Below are 24,668 nucleotides of genomic sequence, written 5' to 3'. Positions count from 1 at the left end.
GCCAGTGCTGTCGTGGTGGTGACTGGACTATCAGGGGCTCACGTTGATGCGGGAGCGCACGTAAATCAGCGCCGCACCGATCGCCGCCACAACGGCGCCCAGCACGACCATGGACCAGCCGATGGCATCGTCCTGGCGCTGGACCGACAGGCCCAACACCAGTGTCAAAAGCCCGCCATAAAGCAGAACCCAGATCAGCGTCTGAAGACGCGCCACATTTTTGTTGGAAACAGGGTCTGCGGACGGTTTGAAAAAAGCCATTAAAACGCCTCCTCGGGCAAATCGGCGCAGGTCAGATCGCGGGTTTCAACCACCTTGAGCCAGGCGCCGATCTTGGGTAATTCGTAGCGGTAAAAATAGCGTGTGGCGCCCATCCGTCCTGCGTGAGCAGCTATCGAATGAATAGCGGATTTCTGCGCCGAGAGGCTTGCCAGCGCTACATCCAGCCAGACCCACGCCAGTACGGTATGGCCGAACGCCTGCATATAGGGTACCGCATTGGCCAGTGCCTGGCCGGGCTCACCGGTGGCCCAGGCAGCCTTGGTAGCGCTACCGACCTGCTGCAGGGCCTTGGCCAGTGCATTGGCATGCTCTGCCAGTTCGGGCGCCTGAGTGGCTTTTTCCACGGTGGCATTGATGCGCGCGGCCAGCAGTTGCAGTCCCCTGCCCCCTTCCATCAGCACCTTGCGGCCCAGCAAGTCCATGGCCTGGATGCCATGCGTGCCTTCATGGATCATGTTCAGGCGGTTGTCGCGCCAATACTGCTCTACCGGGAAGTCGCGTGTGTAGCCGTAGCCGCCGTGCACCTGGATAGCCAGCGAGTTCGCTTCCAGGCACCACTCGCTGGGCCAGCTTTTGGCAATGGGTGTCAGCACCTCGAGCAGCAGGCGTGCATCGTCGGCGGCCTGCGCGTCAGCGGTGTGATGTTCATCGACCAGGCGCGCGCAGTACAGCTCCAGCGCCAGCGCGCCTTCGCAATACGCTTTTTGCGCCAGCAGCATGCGCTTGACGTCGGCGTGCTCGATGATGCGGACCTGCGGCTGGGAGGCATCCTTGCCCACGGCGCCCGTGCCGTTTTTCGATCCGCCGCCGACCGGTCTGCCCTGTGGACGGTTTTTTGCGTAATCCAGGCTGGCGTAGTAGCCGGCCATGCCCAGCATGGTGGCGGCCGTGCCGACGCCGATACGCGCCTCGTTCATCATGTGGAACATGCAGCGCAGGCCTTCGTGCGGTTTGCCGACGAGATAGCCCACGGCGCCCGAAACCGCCTGTCCTGAGCCTGTCGAAGGGACCGGGTATTTGCCTTCGCCGAAATTGAGCAGCGTGTTGGTGGTGCCGCGCCAGCCCAGCTTGTGGTTCAGGCCCGCCAGCGCCACGTCGTTGCGTACTCCGGTGAGCGCGCCATGCGTATCGACCATTTTCTTGGGGACGATGAACAGCGAAATGCCGCGCGTGCCGGCAATCAGCTTGCCGTCCGGCCCCGGTATCTTGGCCAGCACCAGGTGGATGATGTTGTCGGTCAGCTCGTGCTCGCCGGACGAAATCCACATCTTGTTGCCCGTGAGGCGATAGCGCGGGCCCAGCGGGTCCGCCTCAAAGCCGTCGCCGTCCGGCACGGCGCGTGTCATGACATCGCTGAGCGACGAGCCGGCCTGCGGCTCCGACAAACACATGGTGCCGGAGAAGCGGCCGGAGAATTCATTTTTGGCGAAGACTTCTTTTTGCATCTCGGTGCCGTGCACCATCAGCAGATTGGCGTTGCCGGTGGTCAAAAGGCCCGAACCAATGCTGACCGATGCCATTGCAAAGAAGGCATTGGCCGCAGCCTCCACGGTATAGGGCAATTGCATGCCACCTACTTCGTAATCCTGCGCGGCGCTAAGCATGCCGGAGGCTGCATAGGCTTTGTGGGCATCATGCGTGGCCTGCGGCAAGATGACTTTTTCGCCGTCGAAGTGCGGCTCCTGCGTGTCAACAATGCGGTTGAACGGTGCGTATTTTTCACGTGCGATGCGCTCGCAGGTGTCAAACACCGCATCAAAGGTTTCGCGCGAATGGTCGGCGAAGCGGTCTCGCTGTTTCAGCGATTCGGCATCCAGCCAGTGGTAAAGCAGAAAGTCGAGGGTAGGCCTGAAGCTCATGACGAGCTCCCCGCCATACAGAAAAAGGAAGGCAAAGACGGCAGGGCAGCAAACACCTGCCCTTTCTGAAGGAGCAGGGTTTCATTCATCGCGACAGCCGGTTAGAGTACTTCGTAAATACCGGCCGCACCCATGCCGCCTCCAATGCACATGGTCACGCAGACCCGCTTGGCGCCGCGGCGCTTGCCTTCGATCAGCGCGTGCCCGGTCAGTCGTTGGCCGGTCACGCCGTAGGGGTGGCCGACGGCAATGGCGCCGCCATTGACGTTGAGTTTGTCCATGGGAATGCCGAGCTTGTCGGCGCAGTACAGCACCTGCACGGCAAAGGCTTCGTTGAGTTCCCACAAGTCGATGTCATCGACCTTCAGACCCAGCTTGGCCAGCACTTTGGGAATGGCAAAGACGGGGCCAATGCCCATCTCGTCAGGCTCGCAGCCCGCGACGGCAAAGCCGAGAAAGCGGCCTAGCGGCTTGAGGCCTTTTTTCTGGGCCACGGTTTCGCTCATGACAACAACAGCTCCGCCACCGTCCGAGAACTGGCTGGCGTTGCCGGCCGCGATCACGCCGCCGGGAATGGCGGGCTTGATGCCGCTGATGCCTTCCTTGGTGGTGCCTTCGCGAATGCCTTCGTCCTTGCTGACAGTGACTTCTTTGGTGGTCAGGCCCATGACCTTGTCGGCCACGCCGGCGGTCACGGTGATCGGTGCGATCTCGGCTTCAAAGAGGCCCGCAGCCAGCGCGGCCGTGGCTTTCTGCTGGCTCAGCGCGCCGTACTCGTCCATGCGATCACGCGAGATGTTGTAGCGCTTGGCAACCTGTTCGGCCGTCTGCAGCATGTTCCAGTAAATCTCGGGCTTGTTTTTCATGAGCCAGCTTTCCTGGAGCATGTGGGTGTTCATTTCCTGCTGCACACAGGAGATGCTTTCGACGCCACCGGCCACATAGATGTCGGCTTCACCGGCGATGACGCGCTGGGCCGCGATGGCGATGGTCTGCAGGCCGGACGAACAAAAGCGGTTGACCGTCATGCCGGATACGGTGACGGGGCAGCCGGCGCGCAGCGCGATCTGGCGCGCGATGTTGGCGCCGGTTGCGCCTTCTGGCGTGGCGCAGCCCATGATGACGTCGTCGACTTCACCGGCTTCAATGCCGGCGCGCTTTATGGCGTGCTCGACGGCGTGGCCGCCCAGGGTCGCGCCGTGCGTCATGTTGAAAGAGCCCTTCCAGCTTTTGGCCAGGGGGGTGCGTGCGGTTGAAACGATTACTGCTGAAGTCATGAAATTCTCCGGAATCTGGGGCGTTGATCTGTGCGGTCTGCTGGGCTTAGGTCGACAGGTTGAAGGTCTTGCCTTCAGCCGCCAGTTTGGCCAGCAGGGGCGCAGGCTTCCAGAATTTGGCGTCGTCCAGCGGGTTTTGCGCAAAGCGGTTCATGCTTTGCACCACGTTGAAGAGGCCGACCTGGTCGGCGTACAGCATGGGGCCGCCACGGTAGACCGGGAAGCCATAGCCCATGATGTAGACCATGTCGATGTCGCTGGCCTTGGAGGCAATGCCCTCCTCCAGGATGTGCGCGGCTTCATTGACCAGCGAGTACACAAGGCGCTGCACGATTTCTTCGTCGGAGATCTTGCGCGGTGTGATGCCCAGGGTCTTGCGGTGGTCCTCAATCATCTTGACGACCTCGGCATTCGGGATGGCGTCGCGCTTGCCGGGCACGTAGTCGTACCAGCCGGCGCCGGTCTTCTGGCCGAAGCGGCCTTTCTCACACAGCAGGTCGGCCGTCTTGCTGTATTTCATGTCGGGTTTTTCGGTGTAGCGGCGCTTGCGAATGGCCCAGCCGATGTCGTTGCCGGCCAGGTCGCCCATGCGGAAGGGTCCCATGGCAAAGCCGAATTTCTCGACCGCCTTGTCGACCTGCTCGGGTGTGCAGCCTTCGTCCAGCAGGAAACCGCCCTGGCGGCCGTACTGCTCGATCATGCGGTTGCCGATAAAGCCATCGCAAACGCCCGAAACCACCGCCGTCTTCTTGATCTTCTTGCCCGCGGCCATCACGGTAGCGAGCACGTCCTTGGCCGTCTTTTCGCCGCGAATGACTTCCAGCAGCTTCATCACGTTGGCCGGGCTGAAGAAATGCATGCCGACCACGTCCTGCGGACGCTTGGTGAAGGCCGCAATCTGGTTGACATCCAGCGTGGAAGTGTTGGACGCCAGAATGGCACCCGGCTTCATCACGCGGTCCAGCTCCTTGAAGACTTTTTCCTTGACGCCCATTTCTTCGAACACGGCCTCGATCACCATGTCTGCGTCCTTGAGGTCGTCGTAGCTCAGCGTGGTGCTCAAGAGGCTCATGCGCTGCTCGTATTTGTCCTGCTTGAGTTTGCCCTTCTTGAGCTGGCCTTCGTAGTTCTTCTTGATGATGCCAATACCTTTGTCCAGCGCCTCCTGCTTCATCTCCAGCATTTTCACGGGGATGCCGGCGTTGAGGAAGTTCATCGCAATACCGCCGCCCATGGTGCCCGCGCCGATGATGGCGACGGACTTGATCTCACGCTTGGGCGTGTCTTCCGGCACATCGGGAATTTTGGAGGCGGCCCGCTCGGCCATGAAAATATGGCGCAGTGCGCGGCTTTCGGGCGTCCACATCAGGTTGATGAAGAGCTCGCGTTCAAAAGCCATGCCGTCTTCGAATTTCTTCTTGGTAGCGGCTTCCACAGCGTCCACGCATTTGAGCGGCGCGGGGAAGTTCTTGGCCATGCCCTTGACCATGTTGCGGGCAAACTGGAAGTAAGCGTCGCCATTGGGGTGTTTGGCGCGCAACTCGCGTACCAGCGGCAGCGGGCGGGTGTCGGAAATCGACTGCGCGAAGGCCAGCGCCTCCTGGAGCAGCGATTCGGGCGAAGCGGCCAGCTTGTCGAACAGCTTCTGGCCGGGGATTTGCGCGAGCAATTCGCTCTTGACGGGTTCGCCGCTCACGATCATGTTCAGGGCGGCTTCCACGCCGAGTACGCGCGGCAGGCGCTGCGTGCCGCCGGCGCCGGGCAGCAGGCCCAGCTTGACTTCAGGCAATGCGATGTTGGTGCCGGGCGCGGCAATGCGGTAGTGGCAACCCATGGCCAATTCGAGGCCGCCACCCATGCAGACTGAATGAACCGCGGCGACGACGGGTTTGGCCGAGTTTTCGACCGCGCGGATCACGCTCAGCAGGTTAGGTTCGGTCAGCGCCTTGGGCGTGCCGAACTCCTTGATGTCGGCGCCGCCTGAAAAAGCCTTGCCCGCGCCGGTGACCACGATGGCCTTGATGGCGGCATCGTCATTGGCCTTCTGGATGTTGTCGGTCAGGCTCAAGCGCGTGGCGTGGCCCAGGCCGTTGACGGGCGGATTGCTCAGGGTAATGACGGCAACGCTGCCGTGAACTTCGTAAAGGGTGGTCATTGCGATGCTTCTTTCCTTGATGGAGTTTCAGTTGTCTCGGCTGGCGCTGCGGCCTTGCAAGCCCTGGATGGCCATACAAAAATAGTACGACCGTTCTTTTTCTATTGTAGGGCGGGTTTTTGACAGAACAAGGCCCAAGGCGGGCTGTTTGGGCGATTGTTGTCCCTGCGGTGACAAGGCCGGGCCGTGTTCACGGTGTTTTACACTTCCAGCCACTCTTTGCGGATGTAGGCGTCGGCCCGCAAGCTGTCGGGCGTGCCGTCAAACACGATGCTGCCGTGTCCCATGACCAGCGCGCGGTCGGAAATCGCCATGGCAATCGTGAGCTTCTGCTCGATCAGCAGCACCGAAATGCCCTTGGCCTTAAGCGTCTGCAGGTATTGGCCCACCAGCTCCACGATCTTGGGTGCCAGGCCTTCCGTGGGTTCGTCAATGATGATGAGGTCGGGATCGCCCATCAGCGTGCGGCACAGCGTCAGCATCTGCTGCTCGCCGCCCGAGAGCACACCGGCTTCGGTGTGCTGGCGTTCCCGCAACCGCGGGAACATCTGGTACATATCTTCGAACGACCAGCGCGAGCCTTTGCCCGAGCCCTTTTGGCCGAGCAGCAGGTTCTGGTGCACTGTGAGTTTGGGGAAGATGTCGCGGTTCTCGGGCACATAGCCGATGCCGAGATGGGCGATCTGGTAGGCCTTCTTGCCGACGATTTCCTGCTTTTCCCAGAGGATGGATCCCTGGCAGTCGACCAGGCCCATGATGGCCTTGGCCGTGGTCGAGCGTCCTGAGCCGTTGCGGCCCAGCAAGGCAACGATCTGGCCGGGCAGCACGTCGAAACTCACGCCGTGCAGTACGTGGCTTTTGCCGTAGAAGGCGTGGAGGTTTTTAATGTGAAGCATCAAAGGACTCCGACGGGCCGCCCCAAGGAGGCCAACGCTCCCTCGGGGGGCAGAGAGGACACGCAGTGCCGAACGTGGGGGCTCATGCTCTTTCTCCTGCCTGGGCATCGGCGACTGAAGAACCCAGGTAGGCTTCCTGCACGCGCTGGTCCGCCCTGACAGCCTCAGGCGTGTCGTAGGCAATGATTTCGCCGTAAACCACCACCGCAATCTTGTCAGCCAGGCCAAACACCACGCCCATGTCATGCTCGACCGTCAGCAAGGTCTTGCCCACAGTGACTTCCTTGATCAGGTTGATGAAGCGGCTGGTCTCTGACCGGCTCATGCCGGCGGTAGGTTCGTCCAGCAGGATAACGTTGGCGCCGCCGGCAATCGTGATGCCGATTTCCAGCGCGCGCTGCTCGGCGTAGGTCAGGTTAATGGCCAGCACGTCGCGCTTTTTGTCGAGCTTGATCATGGCCATCAGTTCATCGGCGCGCTGGTTGGCATCGTCCAGGTCGGCCAGGAAGCGGAAGACGGTGTACTTGTAGCCCAGGCTCCACAGCACACCGCAGCGCAGATTTTCAAACACGCTGAGCTTGGGGAAGATGTTGGTGATCTGGAAGCTGCGCGATAAACCCAGCCGGTTGATTTCAAACGGTTTTTTGCCGTCGATGCGCTGGCCGTTGAGAAGCACCTGGCCGCTGGTGGGCTCAAAGCGTCCGCTGATGAGATTGAACAGCGTGGATTTTCCTGCCCCGTTGGGGCCGATGATGGCAACGCGTTCGCCGGCATGCACCTGCAGGTTGGTACCGCGGATGATTTCGGTTTTGCCGAAGCTCTTGCGCAGGTCTTTCAGTTCAAGTGAGTACGTCATGATTTTTCCTGCCGAATCAGAGCGCCGTTCATCACGAGATGGGCGCACATTCCCGGCCAGCAGGGGCCGCGGAACCGGCTTTGCCGGGCCGCAGGCGCAGCGCCCCCCGGGGGGGCAGCGTTTACACGAAGTGAATTAGCGTGGGGGCTCACAATAACTCCCTCCGCTTGATCTCTTTTTCAATCTCATTTTGTATCTCGCCCCACTGCGTTAGGAACTGCCGGCGTGTGAGCTCGAACAGGCCCAGGCCGGTGGCCAACACAAAGCCCGCGCCCAGCCAGCTGTTGAGGTTGGTGGCGTTGAGCCGCACACCCATGAAGCCGAGTTCGGGGCCCAACGCCGCGTTGAGCTGCAGGTGGTAAATCATCTCGACCATGGCGGCCGCGCCTGCCAGCGCCGTCAGCGCGGTGAGCGCCAGGCCCAGATAGCCGACCCACAGCTCCTTGAGCTTGCCGAAGGAGGCGATGCGCAGGTTCATCATGATGAGGCTGGCGATGCCGCCCGGCGCATACATCACCATAAAGAGAAAGATCAGGCCTACGTAAAGCAGCCAGGCCATCGACAACTCGGAGAGCAGGATGAGCGCCAGCACCAGCAGACCGGCGCCGATGATGGGGCCGAAAAAGAAGGTGGCACCGCCCAGGAAGGTGAACAGCAGCAGGCTGCCCGATCGCACGCCACTCACGACTTCAGCTGTGACGATTTCCGAGTTGATGGCGGCCAGCCCGCCGCCTATGCCGGCAAAGAAGCCGGCAATGATGAAGGCGTAGTAGCGCACGCGTTGGGTGTTGTAGCCGATGAACTCCACGCGCTCGGGGTTGTCGCGCACGGCGTTCAAAATACGGCCCAGCGGTGTGCGGGTAAAGGCAAACATCGCCGCCGTGCAGATAAAGCAATAAAAAGCGATCAGGTAATACACCTGGATTTGCGGCCCAAAACTGATGCCGAAGACCGGTTTGCCATAAGCCCGATTGGTGGTGATGCCGCCCTCTCCGCCAAAAAACTCCGGGAACATCAGCGACATGGCAAACACCAGCTCACCGACACCCAAAGTGATCATGGCGAAAGTGGTTCCGGCCTTTTTGGTGGTGACATAGCCGAGCAAAATGGCAAAGAAAAGGCCGGAAAGACCGCCCACCAGCGGGATCAGCGGCAGCGGAATATAAAACGTGCCTTTGGCCGCCAGATTCATCGCATGCACGGCGAGAAAAGAGCCCAGCCCGGCGTACACCGCATGGCCGAAACTGAGCATGCCGCCCTGCCCCAGCAGAATGTTGTAGCTCAGGCAGATGATGACTAGGTAGCCGGCCTGGGACAGCATGGTCAGCGCCAGGCTGCTTTTGAACATCATGGGTGCGACGATCAGAAGCAGCGCGTACAGCGTCCACACGATCCATCGTCCGATATTGTAGGGTTTGAATTCGTAAAACTGTTTGGTCATGTTGATCGCCCGGCCTAGCCTTCGCGGGTTCCCAGAAGCCCCTTGGGTCTGAAGATCAGAATCAGCACCAGGAACAGGAATGGCAATATGGGCGCGACCTGCGAGATCGTGAGCTTGAGCAGCGGGTAGCCCAGAGTTTCGGGCGTTACCGTGTAGCTGAATTTGGCCAGCAGCGTCATGAGCGATTGGTCCATGGCCACCGCAAAGGTCTGGATCAGCCCGATCAGCAAGGACGCCAGGAAGGCCCCGCTGAGCGAACCCATACCGCCCACCACCACCACGACAAAGATGATGGCGCCGACCGAGCCTGCCATGGCGGGTTCGGTCACAAAGGTATTGCCGCCTATGACGCCGGCAAGGCCTGCCAGCGCTGCACCGCCGCCGAAGACCAGCATGAAAACGCGGGGCACGTTGTGGCCCAGCGCCTCCACCGTTTCCGGATGGGTCAGCGCAGCCTGGATGACCAGGCCAATGCGCGTGCGTGTCAGCAGCAGCCAGATGCCGGCCAGCATGGCCAGCGAAATAAACATGATGAACGCGCGCGACTTGGGAAAATTAGTGCCGAACACCGTGAAGAGCGGACCTTGCAAGCCTTCGGGCAGCACGTAGTTGACGGCCGAGCGGCCCCACACCAGTTGGACCAGTTCCAGCAACAGGTAGGACAGGCCAAAGGTGACCAGCAGCTCGGGTACATGGCCGAACTTGTGCACTTTGCGCAGGCAAAAGCGCTCAAAGGCCGCGCCGATCACAAACACCAGCAGCGGCGCCACCAGCAGCGACCACCAAAAGCCGATCACCTGCGAAGTGCTGTAGGCAATGTAGGCGCCGACCATGTAAAAGGAAGCGTGCGCAAAATTGAGCACGCCCATCATGCTGAAAATCAGCGTGAGCCCGGAGCTGAGCATGAACAGCAGCAAGCCGTAGCTCAGGCCGTTCAAAAGCGAGATGGTGAAAAATTCCAAATTCATCAGTGGCCGCCAGAAGCTGGAAGATAAATGGACACAAGCAGGAGACCTGCCCGGATAAAGAAAAAAGGCCCGAGTTGAGGGTCGGGCCTTCGCCGGATTGGGCGCTCCTCAGGTATTAGCCCGGGCGCTTCATCTGGCACGAGGTAGGCGTGCTGGCGACATAGGGCTCGTAGTATTTGACAGGCACAAAGGTGTAGCCGGTATTCTCCGCATCGTAGGGGTACTTGCCGCCGGCTTTTTCCCACTTGTCGATGTAAAGGCCTTGCTGCAGCTGGTGGTCGGTCTTGCGCATCTCGACATCGCCATTGAAACTCTTGAAGCGCATGCCTTCCATGGCCTTGGCCACCACGGCCGGCTCGGTTGACTTGGTTTTCGCCATGGCTTCGGTCAAGATGGTGAAGGCGTGGTAGATCGCGCCGGTGTAGAAGTCGTCGTTGAACTTCTTCTTGTACTCGGCCTGGATCCGCTGGATCTCGCCGCCCATGTTGAGATGGTTATACGACACCATGTAGACACGGCCTGCGGAGGCTGCGCCCAGCGCGGTTGGCGTGCCGGTGACGCCGGCGTAATAGGTGTAGAACTTGACGTTGTTCAGGCCCGCCTCGTTGGCGGCTTTCACCAGCAGCGAGAGGTCGGAACCCCAGTTGCCGGTGATCACGGTGTCGGCACCTGATTGCTTGATCTTGGCGATGTAGGGTGCGAAGTCGCGAACCTGGGCCAGCGGGTGCAGGTCTTCACCGACGATCTGGATGTCGGGGCGCTTGGCTGAAAGATTGGCCTTGGCAAACTTGGCGACCTGCTGGCCGTGCGAGTAGTTCTGGTTGATCAGGTAGACCTTCTTGATGTCCGACTGGTCCTTCATGAAGGCTGTCAAGGCCTCCATCTTCATGGAGGTGTCGGCATCAAGCCGGAAGTGCCAGTAATCGCACTTGCTGTTGGTCAGGTCCGGGTCCACAGCGGCGTAGTTGAGGTAGACGACTTCCTTGCCGGGATTGCGCTCGTTGTACTTGGACAGCGCATCCATAATGGCCAGCGCAGGGCCGGAGCCATTGCCCTGCACCACGTAGCGCGCGCCCTGGTCGATCGCCGACTTGAGCGCATTGGTGGTTTCCTGAGGGCTCAGCTTGTTGTCGATGCCGATGATTTCGAACTTCACGCCGGCCTTGTTCTTTTTGCTGAACTGCTCGGCCAGGAACTGGAAGCCCCTAAGCTGGTTGGTGCCGACGGCCGCCATCAGGCCGGACAGCGGGTCGAGCCAGGCGATCTTGACGGTCTGGTTCAGATTGACGGCGCCTGGTGCCGGTGCCGCTGTGGCAGCCTTGGCCGGCGCAGCAGCTTTGGCGGGCGCCTGGGCCAGCGTCATGCCGCTGTAGAGCATGGAAGACACCGCCAGGGCGATGCCTGCATGCCTTGCGAAAAATCGGGTCTGGGTTGTCATCCCTTGTCTCCTGAAAATTTATGAATTTACGAACGAAATCTCACGGGGGAACCGACAAAGGTTAGGTTAAAAAATGGTGCACTGCGTCAGGGAATGCCCTAGCCGATGTCACAGATGTGACCCTCGCCCTTCTCGCTCGCGCAGTGCATTGGCCATGCTATTGGCGGACTCTCCGTCCCCGTTCCCCCTGAGGTATCGAAGGGCTATTGCCTAAAAGGCTTCGATACCTCAGCCCGAGCGGGGAAATCAGGCTCTTCGCTATGGTTGGCGTAGTGAACGCGCAAGAGGCGCCCATCCGGCCCCTACTGACGAAGCTGGAGTTCAGGCTGGTGTCCATCAGCGACCACGACATGCCGGTGATTGCGTGGGCCATGGGGCGCAAGATCACCTGCAATTTTCTTGATGTCTGTCGGCTCCGGCCCGCAGGCGGTGGCGTTTCTTTGCGCAAGGTTCGCTCCGGCTTCCACAGTGTCAGCTGGGAAGAAGGGGCGAGAGGCTACGGCGCAGTCGCCCCCGGCACATAGGCATCGACCACCGCGGGTTCCTGGTCGCCCTGCGCTATGCGGGCCAGCTTGGACCAGGACCACGTCTCTACGTCGGGTGCGTCGTAGCTGCCGTAGGATTGTCCGCCCCAGGAAAAGTACGAGCCCTTGTTCCCGGTGGAGAGAGTGCGAGTGCCCACGGCCAGCGCACCATCCTTCAGCAGCGCCAGGCGAAAGCCCGGGAGAACGCGCGCGCCCCCGCCCGGGTTGTCGCTTGGCACATTCGTGGCCGCTACGTCGAGCATGCCGGAGGTGCAGTGGGCCTGCGCACGTCCATAGGTGACCAGACTCCATTGCCGGGTCAGCGGCGAACGCACATTGCGTGCGCGATTGACGGTGCGCGTGCGCAGGGTGGTCGCGCCACCCGCTTGCTGCACCCATATTTGCATCTCTGGCCCGTTCACGTAAAACGGCAACCCGCCCTCTCTTATCCTGCGGTTGGAGGGCCTGTTGCCGTGCACGCCGCTCTCCTCCACCGGCGGCCAGGCGTACACCCCTTGCAACGAAGGGCAGCCAAACCAGGTGCTCTGCAGAGGGCCGAATCCCTTGGGGGGTGTGGGCGACCCCTGCAACTCCGGCCCGCAAGCTGCTAGCACTAGACATGACAGCGCCAGCACGGCCCGCCAGGGCGTGCGCCCGGCACAGCGGTGCGCAGTGCAGGAGCCGTCATGAAGTGCTGGCCAGGGGGCGGAGGTCATTGGTCGGAGGTCTGCGTAGTGACGGGATGGTCGGACCGAAGGCGCTTTGGTCACGCTCTTTTTTTGATAGCCATAAACGCTTATACATCAGGCGCTGGAGGCCAAAAAAGCTTCGAAGTCTGGCAAAGCCAGCCCCGCGGCCCGGCTTGATTGAATACCCCCACCCTATGGCCGTGCTTAGGTCGGTGGCAATTTGTAATCTTTGAGCAGCTCTCGGAGTTTTGTCTTCAGCATCTTGCCGGTGGCGCCCAGGGGGATGGCGTCGACAAATACGACGTCATCGGGAATCTGCCATTTCGCGGTTTTTCCGTCGTAGAAACGGATCAGCTCATCGCGCGTGACGTCCATGCCGGGCTTCTTGACCACGGCAATGATGGGCCGCTCGTCCCACTTCGGATGCGCCACGCCAATACAGGCGGCCATGGCCACGGCCGGGTGCGCGACGGCGATGTTCTCGACGTCGATGGAGCTGATCCACTCTCCACCCGACTTGATGACGTCCTTGCTGCGGTCGGTGATCTGCAAATAGGCGTCCGGGTCTATCGTGCCGACGTCGCCCGTGGGGAACCAGCCGTCAACCAGCGGGTCTCCGCCCTCGCCCTTGAAGTATTCGCGCACGACCCACGGCCCTTTGACATACAGGTCGCCAAAAGTCTTGCCGTCCCACGGCAGCTCCTTGCCGTCCGGGTCAACAATTTTCATGTCGACGCCGTAGATGGCGCGCCCCTGTTTGAGGCGGATTTTCATTTTCTCCGCCTCGGGCAGCGCATCGTGCTTGTTCTTGAGCGTGCACAAGGTGCCCAGCGGGCTCATTTCAGTCATGCCCCAGGCGTGCAGTACTTCCACGCCATAGTCTTCGCGAAAGGCGTGGATCATGGCTGGCGGACAGGCCGAACCCCCGATGACCGTGCGGCGCAGGGTCGAGAACTTCAAGCCCCCGGGTTTCATGTGGGTCAGCATCATCTGCCACACCGTGGGCACGCCGGCTGCGTAGGTGACTTTCTCGGCTTCGATCAATTCATAGATCGACTTGCCGTCCAGCGCGGGCCCCGGAAACACCAGCTTGGCACCGGTGAGCGCAGCCGAGTACGGGATACCCCAGGCGTTGACGTGGAACATGGGAACGACCGGCAGAATGGCGTCGCGTGCAGAAACGCACATCACATCGGGTAGCGCGGCCGCATAGGCATGCAGCGTGCTGGAGCGGTGGCTGTACAGCGCGGCTTTGGGGTTGCCCGTGGTGCCGCTGGTGTAGCACATGCTGGAGGCCGTGTTCTCGTCAAAGCTGGGCCAGGCGTAGTCTGAAGTCTGTGCACTCACACAGCTTTCATAGCTTTGCAGGTTGGGAATGCCCGAATCCGCCGGCAGCTTGTCGGCGTCGCACAGCGCAATGTAGTGCTTGATGGTGGGGCACCGGGCGTGCACGGCTTGCACCAGCGGAAGAAAGCTGAGGTCAAAGCAGAGCACCTGGTCTTCGGCGTGGTTGGCGATCCAGGCGATCTGGTCAGGGTGCAGGCGCGGGTTGATGGTGTGCAACACGCGGCCGGAGCCGCTCACGCCGTAATAAAGCTCCAGATGGCGGTAGCCGTTCCACGCCAGCGTGGCAACACGATCACTGAAGGCCAGCTTCAGACCGTCCAGCGCATTGGCCACCTGGCGTGCCCGTTGGCCGACGTCCCGGTAGGTGTAGCGATGCAGGTCGCCCTCCACCCGGCGCGACACGATCTCGGCATCGCCGTGGTGGCGCTCCGCGAATCCGATCAGGCCGGAAATCAGCAGCGGCTGGCTTTGCATTAACCCAAGCATCGAAAAGTCTCCCATTGGTTGAATAGTGGTCGCAGGCGGTCATCATGCCGGAGCGCATCAGGGTGGTCATGCGGGATTGCCCGTGAATTCACGGGTTCATGTCAGGTAGGAGACAATTTGCCGATGACCTCTGCAAACCTTTCGGCGCCCGATGGTGCAGGCCCCTCTACCGGTATCACGCTGACCTGGAACAACAGCTTCGCCCAACTGGGTGGCGACTTTTCCACACGTTTGCGGCCACAGCCTCTGCCGGCTCCCTATTGGGTTGGCCGCAGCCGCAGCGTGGCGCGCGAACTGGGGCTGGATGCAGAATGGTTTGAATCGCAAGCGGCCCTTGACGCTTTGACCGGCAATAGTGTCCTGCCCGGCTCCGATCCGTTGGCCAGTGTTTACAGCGGCCACCAGTTTGGTGTCTGGGCCGGGCAACTGGGAGACGGGCGCGCATTGTTGCTGGGCGATATCAGTACCCCGCACGGTCTCCAGGAAATCCAGCTCAAGGGTGCGGGTAAAACGCCCTATTCCCGAATGGGCGACGGCCGGGCCGTACTGCGCAGTTCGATCCGGGAGTTTTTGTGCTCCGAAGCCATGCACGGCCTGGGCATTCCGACCACACGGGCACTGTGCGTCACGGGCTCAAACGCAGCCGTACGGCGCGAAGAAATCGAAACCGCCGCCGTGGTAGCCCGCGCCGCGCCCAGCTTCATCCGCTTCGGTCATTTCGAGCATTTCAGCTATAACGGCCAGCATGCGCAGCTGAAGGTGCTGGCCGACTATGTCATCGACCGGTTTTATCCAGATTGCCGCGAAGCGCCGCAACCTTATGCGGCCTTGCTGGAGGCTGTCAGCGAAAAGACGGCCCACCTGATGGCCGCCTGGCAGTCCGTGGGCTTTTGCCACGGCGTCATGAACACCGACAACATGAGCATCCTGGGGCTGACCATCGACTATGGCCCGTTCCAGTTTCTGGATGCTTTTGACCCCGGTCACATTTGCAACCACTCAGACGCCCAGGGCCGCTACGCCTACAACAAGCAACCCAATATGGCCTACTGGAACCTGTTTTGCTTGGGGCAGGCCTTGCTGCCGCTGATTGAAAACCAGGAACAGGCTCTCGCCGCTTTGGAACCCTACAAAACCCTGTTTCCCGAAGCATTGCAGGCCCGCATGCTGGCCAAGCTCGGGCTGCCGGATGTACGCGCCGACGACAAGGCGCTGGTGGAAAGCACGTTCAAACTGTTGGCCAGCAACAAGGTGGACTACACCATCTTCTGGCGGCGCCTGAACGGTTTCACGGCGCAAAGCGGCCATGAACCTCTGCGCGACCTGTTTTTTGACCGGGAATCCTTCAATGCCTGGGCGCTACAGTATTCAGAGCGCCTTGCGCACGTGGATCAAGGGCTGCGGGCCGATTTGATGCTCAAAAGCAATCCCAGGTTCGTGCTGCGCAACCATTTGGGCGAAGAAGCCATACGTGCTGCGAAACTAAAAGACTTTTCAGGGGTCGACACCTTGCTTGCCCTTCTGCAGGCCCCATTTGATGAGCATGCCGGTTATGACAGCTTTGCCGGCTTTCCGCCTGATTGGGCGGCATCCATTGAGATCAGTTGCAGTTCGTAACATCAACTTAGCAGGACCCGAGATGAGCACCAAAATCCAGAAGACCGACGCCGAGTGGAAAGCCCTGCTGGCCGAAAAAGGAGCCGAGCCTGCGGCCTTTGAAGTCACGCGCCACGCCGCTACCGAACGGCCTTACACCGGCAAATACGAAGCCGTGTGGGCCGACGGCAGCTACCACTGCATCTGCTGCGGTGCCAAGCTGTTCGAGTCTGAAACCAAATTTGACGCAGGTTGCGGCTGGCCCAGTTTTTCCGAAGAAGCCGTGCCAGGCACCATCGAAGAAATTGTGGACCGCAAGCACGGCATGGTTCGAACCGAAACTGTGTGCGCCAGTTGCGGCGCGCACTTGGGTCACGTCTTTCCTGACGGACCCAGCCCTACCGGCCTGCGCTACTGCATGAACTCGGCTTCGCTGGATTTCAAACAAAAATAGGGCCCCCACGGTCGCTCACTTCGTGTAGCTCCCTGCCCCCGAGGGGCCGCTGCGCCTGCGGTCTGGCGAAGCCAGTCCCGCGGCCCCTGCTTGCAGGACCCGAGACCCCGGTCAAGCCTGCTGTTTTTCTTTCTTTGCCCCCGATAATCAGCCCATGAAAATTCTTTTTGACTTTTTGCCAATCGCCCTCTTCTTCGGCATGTTCAAGTACGCTGAAGGCAACAAGGACTGGGCCGCCGCGACAGCGACCGAGTGGCTGGGTTTCATGGTTTCCGGCGGTGTGGTGGGTGCTTCCGAGGCTCCGGTGCTGCTGGCCACGGTGGTGGTGATTGTCGCCACGCTCGGTCAGATCCTCTGGCTCAAGGTCAGCGGCAAGAAGGTTGACACCATGCTGTGGATCAGCCTGGGGCTGGTCACCGTACTCGGCGGCGCCACCATCTACTTCCACAGCGAAAGCTTTATCAAATGGAAGCCGACAGTCCTGTACTGGGTGATGGGCGGTGCATTGCTGCTGGGGCAGCTGGTGTGGAAGAAAAACGGCATCAAATCTCTGATGGGCGCGCAGATGAACCTGCCTGATCCGATCTGGCGCGTGGTCAATTTCAGCTGGGTGGGGTTTTTCGCCGTGATGGGCCTGCTCAACCTCTGGGTGGCCTTCACCTTTCCAACGAGTACCTGGGTGAATTTCAAGCTGTTTGGCGGCTTGGGCCTGATGGTGGTGTTTGTGCTGGTGCAAGCGGTTTATCTGAACAAACATATCAAACCGGGCGCCACGCCTTGAAGGCAGTCATGTCCACAGCTGCACCGCGCCCTGTTCTTCTCCGCGAGATAGAGCAACAACTGCAAGCCAGTCTTCAGCCCACCCAGCTGGAGGTGCTGGACGAAAGCGCGGCGCATGCGGGTCATGCGGGGGCCAATGAGCAAGGCTTCGGTACCCATTTCCGTGTACGCATCGCGAGCCCGGCGTTTGCGGGCAAGAGCCGCGTCGCGCGTCACCGCCTTGTGTATGATGCAATGCAAAATTTCATCGATCAGGGGCTTCATGCCCTGGCCATTGAAATCATCGAATCACCCTGAATTGCGCTGTTTGCCCCCAGACGCTCGCTGAATCAGAGCCAGTCGGCATATCTCCAGCGCCAACCGTTTTCGACCATTACCAATAGGACTACAAAAACATCATGAAGAAACATCTGTTACTCAGCACGGCGGTAGCGGCGCTGCTGGCATTGGGCGCACAAGGCGTCATGGCGCAGAACCTGGCCATCGTCAATGGCAAGGCCGTTCCCAAATCGCGTATGGATGCACTGGCACAGCAGGTCGCCAAGTCCGGCCGCCCGGTGACGCCCGACATGGAAGTCCAGCTTCGTGAAGAAGTGATCGCGCGTGAAGTGTTTATGCAGGAAGCGGAGAAGCGCGGCCTGGGCGCCACCGATGACGTCAAGGTGCAAATGGAACTGGCCCGCCAGACCATCCTGATCCGTGAGCTGTTTGCCGACTATCAGAAGAAAAATCCGGTCACCGACGTCGAGTTGAAGGCCGAATACGACAAGTTTGCGGCAGCCAATGGCGGCAAGGAATACAAAGCCCGTCATATCCTGGTCGAGAAGGAATCGGAAGCCAAAGACATCATCGCCAGCCTGAAAAAAGGCGGCAAATTCGACGACATCGCCAAGAAGAAATCCAAGGACCCCGGATCTGGCGCCAAGGGCGGCGACCTGGACTGGGCCAATCCTTCCAGCTATGTGCCTGAGTTCACAGAGGCGCTGGTCAAGCTCAACAAGGGCCAGACCACCGAGACCCCTGTGAAAACCCAGTTCGGCTATCACATCATTCGTGTAGACGACATCCGTACGGCCCAGCTCCCCTCCTTCGAGGAAGTCAAACCCCAGATCGCCCAGCAGATGCAGCAGCAAAAGCTGGCAGCGTTCCAGGAAGACCTGCGCAAAAAAGCCAAGGTCGAATAAGCAGCCGACCCGGCAAAAATGCGGCCCATGGGCCGCATTTTTGTTTCAGCTTCATTTTTATGGCCGCCGCAGGTCCGCCTCAAAAGCAGGGGGTTTCCGGTTGACTGGAACGGCTGGCACCGATCAAATGGCCCACACTTTTCTGGAGGTCCCATGCCCAAGCACCTTGCTTTTCCCCTGTCTCCCGCCGCACAGTCGAGGGGCGTATGAACAACCCCAATCCTGTTCCCGCTCCTCCCGGTGGCGCTCCCGCCCCTACCCTTCCCCAACCGGTGCAGGACGCCTTGCAGCGCGGTAACCTGGTCGAAGCCATCAAGCTGATGCGCGCCGACACGGGCCTGGGCCTGAAGGAAACCAAGGACGCGCTGGAAGCCTATATGCGCGGCGAACCGCCAGCCCCGGGTTTTGCACCCAAGGCATTGTCCGCAGAGGCACCCCTGCCCGCGCAGGTGCAAGAGGCGCTGGACCAGGGCAACAAGATAGAGGCTGTACGGCGCTTGCGGAGCCTGACGGGCCTGGGCCTCAGTGAAGCCAAGGATGTGGTGGATGCCGCGAGCACAGGCACGAGCCGGGGTCCGAGCGCGGGACCGCGCGCGAGCGACGGGCTGTCCCCGGGCCAGGTGCGCGGCACAAACGGCTTGTCGCGCTGGCCGTGCTGGCGCTGGCTGCTTTTGTGCTGCTGGGTTGCGCCTTTACGCCATCGGCTCCGGTTGCCGAACTGACGCCTTCGGGCAAGCGCAAGGCAGCCATCAATGTCGGCAATCCCATTCTGGCGGTGAAAGACACCGCCGGCGGCGAGCCGCGCGGCGTGTCGGTGAATCTCTCGCGTGAACTCGGCAGGCGGCTGGGCGTGCCGGTGGAGTTGAGCTGAAGGCAGCCAGGCCGGTCAAGGCGCCCACCTCACCGGCGGTGACGGATGTCATGGTGGCGGCCGGCGTCAAGCAACAGCTGGAGGCTGACGCCAAACGCGTGCCGGGCATGCGCCTGCTGCCGGGGCGTTTATGGTGATCAACCATGCCATGGGCCTGCCCAGGGGGCGTGAAGCTGTCGTCCGTTACCTGACGGCCTTTATCGAAGAAATGAAAGCTTCGGGTTTTGTCGCGACTGAGCTTGCGCGCCATGGCATTGAAGGCGCTGCGGTAGCACCGCCTTCGTCCCCCTAAAAAAGAAGACTCAACCCACCCACTTGCGCGCGTTATGCCAAAGGCTCATCCACGGGCTTAGCTCGCTGGGGTGTCCTGAAGTCCAGCTCTTCTGGATGTTGCGGAAGACGCGTTCGGGATGCGGCATCATGGCTGTGAATCGACCGTCGGCCGTGGTCACGGCAGTGAGGCCACCGGCGCTGCCGTTGGGATTGGCCGGGTAGGCTTCCGTAGGTTTGCCGAGGTTGTCGGTAAACCGCATCGCGGGGATCACCTTGGCGGCATCGCCCCGGAACGCGAAATTGGCGTATCCCTCACCATGAGCGACCGCGATCGGCAGGCGGCTGCCGGCCATGCCCTGCAGGAAGATGCTGGGTGATTCCAGCACCTCGACCATGCTCAGGCGCGCCTCAAAGCGTTCGCTACGGTTGGTGGTGAAGCGCGGCCAGGCTTCTGCGCCCGGAATGATGTCGGCGAGTTCGGCAAACATCTGGCAGCCATTGCATACGCCCAGACCGAAGGTGTCCTGGCGCGCGAAGAAGGCCTTGAACTCTTCGGACAGCACCGGATTGAACGTGACAGAGCGCGCCCAGCCTATGCCGGCCCCCAGGGTGTCGCCGTAGCTGAAGCCGCCGCAGGCCACGATGCCCTTGAAATCGGCCAGCTTGGCGCGGCCGGTCTGCAGGTCGGTCATGTGCACGTCGCAGGCCTCAAAACCTGCCTGCGTGAAGACATAAGCCATTTCCACGTGCGAGTTGACGCCCTGCTCACGCAGCACCGCCACGCGGGGCCTCGCCGAGAGGTTCAGCGCAGGGGCTGCGGGTGCCTTGACGGGATCAAACGTGAGTTGCACGTGCAGACCCGGATCGATCGGATTGCCGGTGGACGCATGTTCGGCGTTAGCGCAGTCAGGGTTGTCGCGTTGTTGGCAGATCTTCCAGCTGACCGAATCCCAGACCTGATGCAGGTCTTGCAGCTTGGCCGAGAACACGGACTTGGTGTCGCGCCAGACCTGGACCTCGCCCTTGCCCACTTCGAGCGAAGCATGCTGTGGGCGGGTCTTGCCGATGAAGTGGCTGAATTTTGAAAGGCCGTGCTCGCGCAGGGTTTGCATCACCTCGTTGCGCGCGGAGGTCGCCACCTGGATGACGGCACCCAGCTCTTCATTGAACAACGCCTTCAGCGTGAGTTCTTCGCGGCGCGCGCCGACCTGGCTTGCCCAGTTCTTGCTGTCGCCGGTGTCCATGCGGCTGTCGGAAATGCCATCGCCTTCGACCAGCAGCATGTCGATGTTGAGTGACACGCCGACGTTGCCGGCAAAGCCCATTTCACACACGGCGGCAAAGAGGCCGCCATCACTGCGGTCGTGATAGGCCATGAGCTTGCCTTCCTTGCGCAGCGCATTGACGGCATTGACGAGATTGACCAGGTCTTTCGGGTCGTCCAGATCGGGCACGTCGCCTTCTTCCTTGTCCAGCGTTTGCGCCAGGATGGAGCCGCCCATGCGGTTCTGGCCTTTGCCCAGGTCAATCAGGATCAGCGTGCTGTCGGCCTCATCGCCGTTGAGCTGCGGCGTTAGCGTGCCGCGCACGTCAGGCAACGTGGCGAAGGCGGTCACGATCAGCGACACGGGTGAGGTCACCTTTTTGCTGTCAGCGCCCTCACTCCACACGGTACGCATGGAGAGCGAATCCTTGCCGACGGGGATTGACACGCCCAGCGCCGGGCAGAGTTCCATCCCCACAGCTTTGACGGTTTCATACAGCGCGGCATCCTGGCCGGGCTCACCGCAGGCGGCCATCCAGTTGGCCGACAGCTTGACGCGCGGCAACTCGATCGGGGCGGCCAGCAGGTTGGTGATGGCCTCAGCGACCGCCATGCGGCCGGATGCGGCGGCATTGACGGTGGCCAGCGGCGTGCGTTCGCCCATGCTCATCGCTTCGCCGGCAAACCCGTTGTAGTCGGCCAGCGTGACGGCGCAGTCGGCCACCGGCACCTGCCAGGGGCCGACCATCTGGTCGCGGTGCGTGAGGCCGCTCACGGTGCGGTCGCCGATGGTGATCAAGAAACGCTTGGAAGCCACCGTCGGGTGGCTGAGCACGGCGATCGCGCTTTTCTGCAAGTCGACGCCGGTCAGGTCTATGGGCTTGATCGCCTGCTTGACGGACTTGACGTCGCGGTGCATCTTGGGCGGCTTGCCCAGCAGCACATTCATCGGCATATGAACTGGAGCCCCCAAGCTCCCCACTTCGTGTGGTTCGCTGCCCCCCGAGGGGGCCGCTGCGCCTTCGGCCCGGCTAAGCCGGTTCCGCGGCCCCGGCTGGTAGGGAAGCCCTGAGCTTGCTTCATCTGTGAGGATCAGCTCTCGTTCTTCCGTGGCCACGCCTATCACGGCAAACGGGCAACGCTCGCGTTCGCAAAAAGCCTGGAACTGCGGCAGCGACTCGGGCGCGATCGCCATGACATAGCGCTCCTGGCTCTCGTTGCTCCAGATTTCCTTGGGCGAGAGGCCGCTTTCTTCCAGTGGCACGGCACGCAGGTCAAACTTCGCGCCTCGCCCGGCGTCGTTCACCAGCTCAGGGAAAGCATTGGACAAACCACCGGCGCCCACGTCATGGATCGCCAGGATCGGGTTGGCGACGCCCAGCTGGGCACACTGGTTGATGACTTCCTGGGCACGGCGCTCGATTTCGGGGTTGCCGCGCTGCACCGAGTCAAAGTCGAGCTGGGCCGCATTGGCGCCCGAGGCCATGGAGCTGGCGGCGCTGCCGCCCATGCCGATGCGCATGCCGGGGCCGCCCAGCTGGATCAGCAAGGTGCCCGCCGGGAACAGAATCTTCTTGGTCAGCGCCGCATCAATCGTGCCGACGCCGCCCGCGATCATGATGGGCTTGTGGTAGCCCCAACGCTGGCCGCCTACCGTCTGTTCATATTCGCGAAAATAGCCAGCCAGGTTCGGCCGACCGAATTCATTGTTAAAGGCTGCGCCGCCCAGCGGGCCTTCGGTCATGATCTGCAGCGGGCTGGCGATGTGCTCAGGCTTGCCGTAGGCGCCGTCAAACAATTTGGATACCGTGAAACCTGTCAGGCCCGCCTTGGGCTTGGAACCGCGGCCGGTCGCGCCTTCGTCGCGGATCTCGCCGCCTGCGCCGGTCGAGGCGCCGGGGAAGGGAGAAATCGCCGTGGGATGGTTATGCGTCTCGACCTTCATCAGGACATGCATCTGCACGTCGTCGGTAGCGCTATAAGTTTGATAGCTGCTTGCGCTGGCCCCTCCTGGGCTGGAGGCCGATTTGGCATAAAAACGCTGGGTTTTGTAGCCTTCCATGACCGACGCGTTGTCAGAGTAGGCCACCACCGTGTGCTGGGGGTGCAGCTTCTCGGTGTTGCGGATCATGCCGAACAGGCTTTTTTCCTGGGCCTCGCCGTCAATCGTGAAGTCGGCGTTGAAGATCTTGTGGCGGCAATGCTCGCTGTTGGCCTGGGCGAACATCATCAACTCGACGTCGGTGGGGTTACGCTTGAGCTGGGTGAAGGCGTTGACGAGGTAGTCGATTTCATCGGCGGCCAGCGCCAGGCCGAACTCGACGTTGGCTTTTTCGAGCGCTGCTTTGCCGCCCGTCAGCACGCCAATGGTTTGCAAGGGTGCGCCCTGCAATTCGGTGAAAAGACCGGCGGCTTGCGCACGATCAAACATCACGCTCTCGGTCATGCGGTCGTGCAGCAGGCCGGCGACCTGCTCGCGTTGGGCATCAGTCAATGCCGTCTTGCTGAAAAAGCCGGATTTCAGCGTAACGCGGTATTCGGTGATGCGCTCAACGCGCTTGACCGCCAGCCCGCAGTTGTGGGCGATGTCGGTGGCTTTGGAGGCCCAGGGCGACACAGTGCCAAAGCGCGGGGAAACAATAAAAACCAGGGCCTCATCGGCCTTGCCGGTGACTACAGAGGAGGGCTCGCCATACGTGAGCAGTGCTGCGAGCTGGCTTTTGACCGTGTCCGAAGGCGGTGCCTCGGTCGCCACGAGGTGCACAAACCGGGCGCTGATGCCCGCGATCTTGTCGTGGATGGCTTGCAGGCGAGGAAGGAGTTGCTGGACGCGGAAGTCGCTGAGGGCGCTGATCCCGTGGGGTTCGCCCTCAAAAGTCGTCAGGTGCAGGGTCACGGTAGTGGTGGCCTTGTAATGGGAAGTAGGCAGCTCATGGCTGTTTAGAACAGGTTCTTAGGGATTAACACCGCCTGCAAGTGCCTGATCGGGCCGGGCCCTGCGGGGTACGCGTTAACCCGCAATTTTATCAGTGACTGGATGCCCGCCGGGTTTCGCGAGCGCCGGCGACGGGCACTTTCCCGATTCGTTCAGGCCAAAAACCAAAAGCCCTGCCCTTCATGCTGAAAATGCATGTGCTTGGGAGCAGTGGGATAATCGGGGTCATGAGTATTACTTACAAAGATGCGGCAGGAATTGAAGGCATGCGCCTGGCCGGACGGCTGGCTTCCGAGGTGTTGGATTACCTCACCCCCTTCGTAAAACCCGGCGTCACCACCAACGAAATCGACCGGCTGGCCCATGACTACATGACCCAGGTCCAGGGCACCATCCCCGCGACGCTGGGTTATGGCCCTCCGGGCTACATCCCTTACCCCAAATCGCTCTGCACTTCCGTCAACCACCAGGTGTGCCACGGCATTCCCAACGACAAGCCGATGAAAAAAGGCGACATCGTCAACATTGACGTCACCGTGATCACCAAGGACGGTTGGCACGGGGACAACAGCCGCATGTATCTGGTCGGCGAGACTTCCATTGCGGCCAAGCGGCTGTGCCATGTCACCTTCGAAGCCATGTGGCAGGGCATCATGCGCGTCAAACCCGGCGTCAGGCTGGGCGACATCGGTTTTGCGATCCAGACCTTTGCGGAAAAGCAGGGGTTTTCGGTGGTTCGCGAGTTCTGCGGCCACGGGATTGGTAAGAACTTCCATGAAGAGCCGCAGGTTCTTCACTATGGCCGCCCCGGCACTCTGGAAGAACTCACGCCGGGTATGACATTCACCATCGAACCCATGATCAACGCCGGCAAGCGCGACATCAAGGACGGCCCCGAAAAGGACGGCTGGAGCATCGTGACGCGCGACCACTCCTTGTCCGCCCAGTGGGAACACACCATCCTTGTGACCGAAACCGGTTATGAGGTGCTGACCCTGTCCGCCGGCAGCCCGCCAATTCCGGCGTTCGTCCCCCAAAACAGCCCTGCCCTAGCCGCTGTCAGTGCCTGAGCAGGCGTTTGTCGCCACGCGCA

The 24,668-nt window shown here is 61.2% G+C and carries 20 protein-coding genes and 1 pseudogene; 9 read left to right on the top strand and 12 right to left on the bottom strand.

Annotation, left to right across the window (positions count from 1 at the left end):
- Positions 1 to 30 precede the first annotated feature (30 nt).
- The 9 genes from ABI546_RS04080 to ABI546_RS04040 form a co-directional block, all read right to left on the bottom strand.
- Positions 31 to 261: a hypothetical protein gene (locus ABI546_RS04080; RefSeq protein ID WP_348044370.1), complete on the bottom strand. Its 231-nt coding sequence runs from the start codon at positions 259 to 261 to the stop codon at positions 31 to 33.
- Complete coding sequence (locus tag ABI546_RS04075; protein ID WP_348044368.1) at positions 261 to 2,141, bottom strand: acyl-CoA dehydrogenase; 1,881 nt, start codon at positions 2,139 to 2,141, stop codon at positions 261 to 263. The genes ABI546_RS04080 and ABI546_RS04075 overlap by 1 nt, the downstream gene beginning before the upstream one ends.
- 101 nt (positions 2,142 to 2,242) lie before the next feature.
- A complete protein-coding gene (locus tag ABI546_RS04070; protein WP_348044366.1) occupies positions 2,243 to 3,418 on the bottom strand; it encodes an acetyl-CoA C-acyltransferase in 1,176 nt (391 codons plus the stop codon).
- Positions 3,419 to 3,464: 46 nt separating this feature from the next.
- Positions 3,465 to 5,573: a 3-hydroxyacyl-CoA dehydrogenase NAD-binding domain-containing protein gene (locus tag ABI546_RS04065; protein ID WP_348044364.1), complete on the bottom strand. Its 2,109-nt coding sequence runs from the start codon at positions 5,571 to 5,573 to the stop codon at positions 3,465 to 3,467.
- Between the two features lie 200 nt (positions 5,574 to 5,773).
- Complete coding sequence (locus ABI546_RS04060) at positions 5,774 to 6,469, bottom strand: ABC transporter ATP-binding protein (protein ID WP_348044362.1); 696 nt, start codon at positions 6,467 to 6,469, stop codon at positions 5,774 to 5,776.
- Between the two features lie 82 nt (positions 6,470 to 6,551).
- The gene (locus tag ABI546_RS04055) at positions 6,552 to 7,325 is read right to left on the bottom strand and encodes an ABC transporter ATP-binding protein (protein ID WP_348044360.1); all 774 of its coding nucleotides are present in this window, start codon (positions 7,323 to 7,325) and stop codon (positions 6,552 to 6,554) included.
- A 148-nt stretch (positions 7,326 to 7,473) separates the two neighbouring features.
- Positions 7,474 to 8,766: a branched-chain amino acid ABC transporter permease gene (locus ABI546_RS04050; protein ID WP_348044358.1), complete on the bottom strand. Its 1,293-nt coding sequence runs from the start codon at positions 8,764 to 8,766 to the stop codon at positions 7,474 to 7,476.
- Between the two features lie 14 nt (positions 8,767 to 8,780).
- Positions 8,781 to 9,734, bottom strand: a complete 954-nt coding sequence (locus ABI546_RS04045) for a branched-chain amino acid ABC transporter permease (RefSeq protein WP_348044357.1) — start codon at positions 9,732 to 9,734, stop codon at positions 8,781 to 8,783.
- A gap of 115 nt (positions 9,735 to 9,849) precedes the next feature.
- On the bottom strand, positions 9,850 to 11,112 hold the full coding sequence (locus tag ABI546_RS04040; protein WP_348044455.1) for a branched-chain amino acid ABC transporter substrate-binding protein: 1,263 nt from the start codon (positions 11,110 to 11,112) through the stop codon (positions 9,850 to 9,852).
- A 320-nt stretch (positions 11,113 to 11,432) separates the two neighbouring features.
- On the opposite strand from ABI546_RS04040, the gene ABI546_RS04035 reads away from it, so the two are divergent.
- The gene (locus ABI546_RS04035) at positions 11,433 to 11,696 is read left to right on the top strand and encodes a hypothetical protein (RefSeq protein ID WP_348044356.1); all 264 of its coding nucleotides are present in this window, start codon (positions 11,433 to 11,435) and stop codon (positions 11,694 to 11,696) included.
- Here the strand turns inward: ABI546_RS04035 and ABI546_RS04030 are convergent.
- Both ABI546_RS04030 and ABI546_RS04025 read right to left on the bottom strand, forming a co-directional pair.
- Positions 11,669 to 12,412: a hypothetical protein gene (locus ABI546_RS04030; protein WP_348044355.1), complete on the bottom strand. Its 744-nt coding sequence runs from the start codon at positions 12,410 to 12,412 to the stop codon at positions 11,669 to 11,671. The two genes, ABI546_RS04035 and ABI546_RS04030, sit on opposite strands and share 28 nt — an antisense overlap.
- 177 nt (positions 12,413 to 12,589) lie before the next feature.
- Positions 12,590 to 14,218: a 3-(methylthio)propionyl-CoA ligase gene (locus ABI546_RS04025; RefSeq protein WP_348044354.1), complete on the bottom strand. Its 1,629-nt coding sequence runs from the start codon at positions 14,216 to 14,218 to the stop codon at positions 12,590 to 12,592.
- A gap of 123 nt (positions 14,219 to 14,341) precedes the next feature.
- Here ABI546_RS04025 and ABI546_RS04020 point away from each other — a divergent pair, with 123 nt between their 5' ends.
- From ABI546_RS04020 to ABI546_RS03990, 7 genes and pseudogenes are all read left to right on the top strand, one after another.
- Positions 14,342 to 15,835: a protein adenylyltransferase SelO gene (locus tag ABI546_RS04020; RefSeq protein WP_348044352.1), complete on the top strand. Its 1,494-nt coding sequence runs from the start codon at positions 14,342 to 14,344 to the stop codon at positions 15,833 to 15,835.
- Positions 15,836 to 15,857: 22 nt separating this feature from the next.
- Positions 15,858 to 16,268, top strand: coding sequence for a peptide-methionine (R)-S-oxide reductase MsrB (gene msrB / locus ABI546_RS04015; RefSeq protein WP_348044350.1), 411 nt, complete (start codon positions 15,858 to 15,860; stop codon positions 16,266 to 16,268).
- A gap of 154 nt (positions 16,269 to 16,422) precedes the next feature.
- Complete coding sequence (locus tag ABI546_RS04010; RefSeq protein ID WP_348044348.1) at positions 16,423 to 17,049, top strand: septation protein A; 627 nt, start codon at positions 16,423 to 16,425, stop codon at positions 17,047 to 17,049.
- A gap of 8 nt (positions 17,050 to 17,057) precedes the next feature.
- Positions 17,058 to 17,345, top strand: coding sequence for a BolA family protein (locus ABI546_RS04005; protein ID WP_348044346.1), 288 nt, complete (start codon positions 17,058 to 17,060; stop codon positions 17,343 to 17,345).
- Between the two features lie 101 nt (positions 17,346 to 17,446).
- Positions 17,447 to 18,232: a peptidylprolyl isomerase gene (locus ABI546_RS04000; protein WP_348044344.1), complete on the top strand. Its 786-nt coding sequence runs from the start codon at positions 17,447 to 17,449 to the stop codon at positions 18,230 to 18,232.
- Between the two features lie 206 nt (positions 18,233 to 18,438).
- Positions 18,439 to 18,954, top strand: a complete 516-nt coding sequence (locus ABI546_RS03995; RefSeq protein WP_348044342.1) for a 50S ribosomal protein L7/L12 — start codon at positions 18,439 to 18,441, stop codon at positions 18,952 to 18,954.
- Positions 18,912 to 19,395 (top strand): annotated as a pseudogene (locus ABI546_RS03990) (hypothetical protein). The gene ABI546_RS03995 and the pseudogene ABI546_RS03990 overlap by 43 nt, the downstream one beginning before the upstream one ends.
- Before the next feature lie 10 nt (positions 19,396 to 19,405).
- On the opposite strand, the gene purL reads toward ABI546_RS03990, so the two are convergent.
- Entirely contained in the window at positions 19,406 to 23,536 is a 4,131-nt protein-coding gene (gene purL, locus ABI546_RS03985; RefSeq protein WP_348044340.1) for a phosphoribosylformylglycinamidine synthase, read from the bottom strand.
- Positions 23,537 to 23,802: 266 nt separating this feature from the next.
- Here purL and map point away from each other — a divergent pair, with 266 nt between their 5' ends.
- Entirely contained in the window at positions 23,803 to 24,645 is an 843-nt protein-coding gene (gene map, locus ABI546_RS03980) for a type I methionyl aminopeptidase (RefSeq protein ID WP_348044338.1), read from the top strand.
- Positions 24,646 to 24,668 lie beyond the last annotated feature (23 nt).

Source organism: Polaromonas sp., from assembly GCF_039932935.1.
In the GTDB taxonomy this organism is placed as follows: domain Bacteria; phylum Pseudomonadota; class Gammaproteobacteria; order Burkholderiales; family Burkholderiaceae_C; genus Polaromonas.
Note: the sequence above shows the minus strand (reverse complement) of the source record. Positions and strands in the feature narration are given on the sequence as shown.

Bases quoted from the DNA above. Each gene is read 5' to 3' on its own strand.
- ABI546_RS04070 (WP_348044366.1), bottom strand. From the start codon at position 3,418: ATGACTTCAGCAGTAATCGTTTCAACCGCACGCACCCCCCTGGCCAAA.
- ABI546_RS04050 (WP_348044358.1), bottom strand. From the start codon at position 8,766: ATGACCAAACAGTTTTACGAATTCAAACCCTACAATATCGGACGATGG.
- ABI546_RS04000 (WP_348044344.1), top strand. From the start codon at position 17,447: ATGAAGAAACATCTGTTACTCAGCACGGCGGTAGCGGCGCTGCTGGCA.
- ABI546_RS04005 (WP_348044346.1), top strand. From the start codon at position 17,058: ATGTCCACAGCTGCACCGCGCCCTGTTCTTCTCCGCGAGATAGAGCAA.
- ABI546_RS04010 (WP_348044348.1), top strand. From the start codon at position 16,423: ATGAAAATTCTTTTTGACTTTTTGCCAATCGCCCTCTTCTTCGGCATG.
- ABI546_RS04020 (WP_348044352.1), top strand. From the start codon at position 14,342: ATGACCTCTGCAAACCTTTCGGCGCCCGATGGTGCAGGCCCCTCTACC.
- ABI546_RS04055 (WP_348044360.1), bottom strand. From the start codon at position 7,325: ATGACGTACTCACTTGAACTGAAAGACCTGCGCAAGAGCTTCGGCAAA.
- ABI546_RS03995 (WP_348044342.1), top strand. From the start codon at position 18,439: ATGAACAACCCCAATCCTGTTCCCGCTCCTCCCGGTGGCGCTCCCGCC.
- map (WP_348044338.1), top strand. From the start codon at position 23,803: ATGAGTATTACTTACAAAGATGCGGCAGGAATTGAAGGCATGCGCCTG.
- ABI546_RS04025 (WP_348044354.1), bottom strand. From the start codon at position 14,218: ATGCTTGGGTTAATGCAAAGCCAGCCGCTGCTGATTTCCGGCCTGATC.
- ABI546_RS04040 (WP_348044455.1), bottom strand. From the start codon at position 11,112: ATGCTCTACAGCGGCATGACGCTGGCCCAGGCGCCCGCCAAAGCTGCT.
- ABI546_RS04065 (WP_348044364.1), bottom strand. From the start codon at position 5,573: ATGACCACCCTTTACGAAGTTCACGGCAGCGTTGCCGTCATTACCCTG.
- ABI546_RS04080 (WP_348044370.1), bottom strand. From the start codon at position 261: ATGGCTTTTTTCAAACCGTCCGCAGACCCTGTTTCCAACAAAAATGTG.
- ABI546_RS04030 (WP_348044355.1), bottom strand. From the start codon at position 12,412: ATGACCTCCGCCCCCTGGCCAGCACTTCATGACGGCTCCTGCACTGCG.
- ABI546_RS04075 (WP_348044368.1), bottom strand. From the start codon at position 2,141: ATGAGCTTCAGGCCTACCCTCGACTTTCTGCTTTACCACTGGCTGGAT.
- ABI546_RS04060 (WP_348044362.1), bottom strand. From the start codon at position 6,469: ATGCTTCACATTAAAAACCTCCACGCCTTCTACGGCAAAAGCCACGTA.
- ABI546_RS04035 (WP_348044356.1), top strand. From the start codon at position 11,433: ATGGTTGGCGTAGTGAACGCGCAAGAGGCGCCCATCCGGCCCCTACTG.
- ABI546_RS04045 (WP_348044357.1), bottom strand. From the start codon at position 9,734: ATGAATTTGGAATTTTTCACCATCTCGCTTTTGAACGGCCTGAGCTAC.
- msrB (WP_348044350.1), top strand. From the start codon at position 15,858: ATGAGCACCAAAATCCAGAAGACCGACGCCGAGTGGAAAGCCCTGCTG.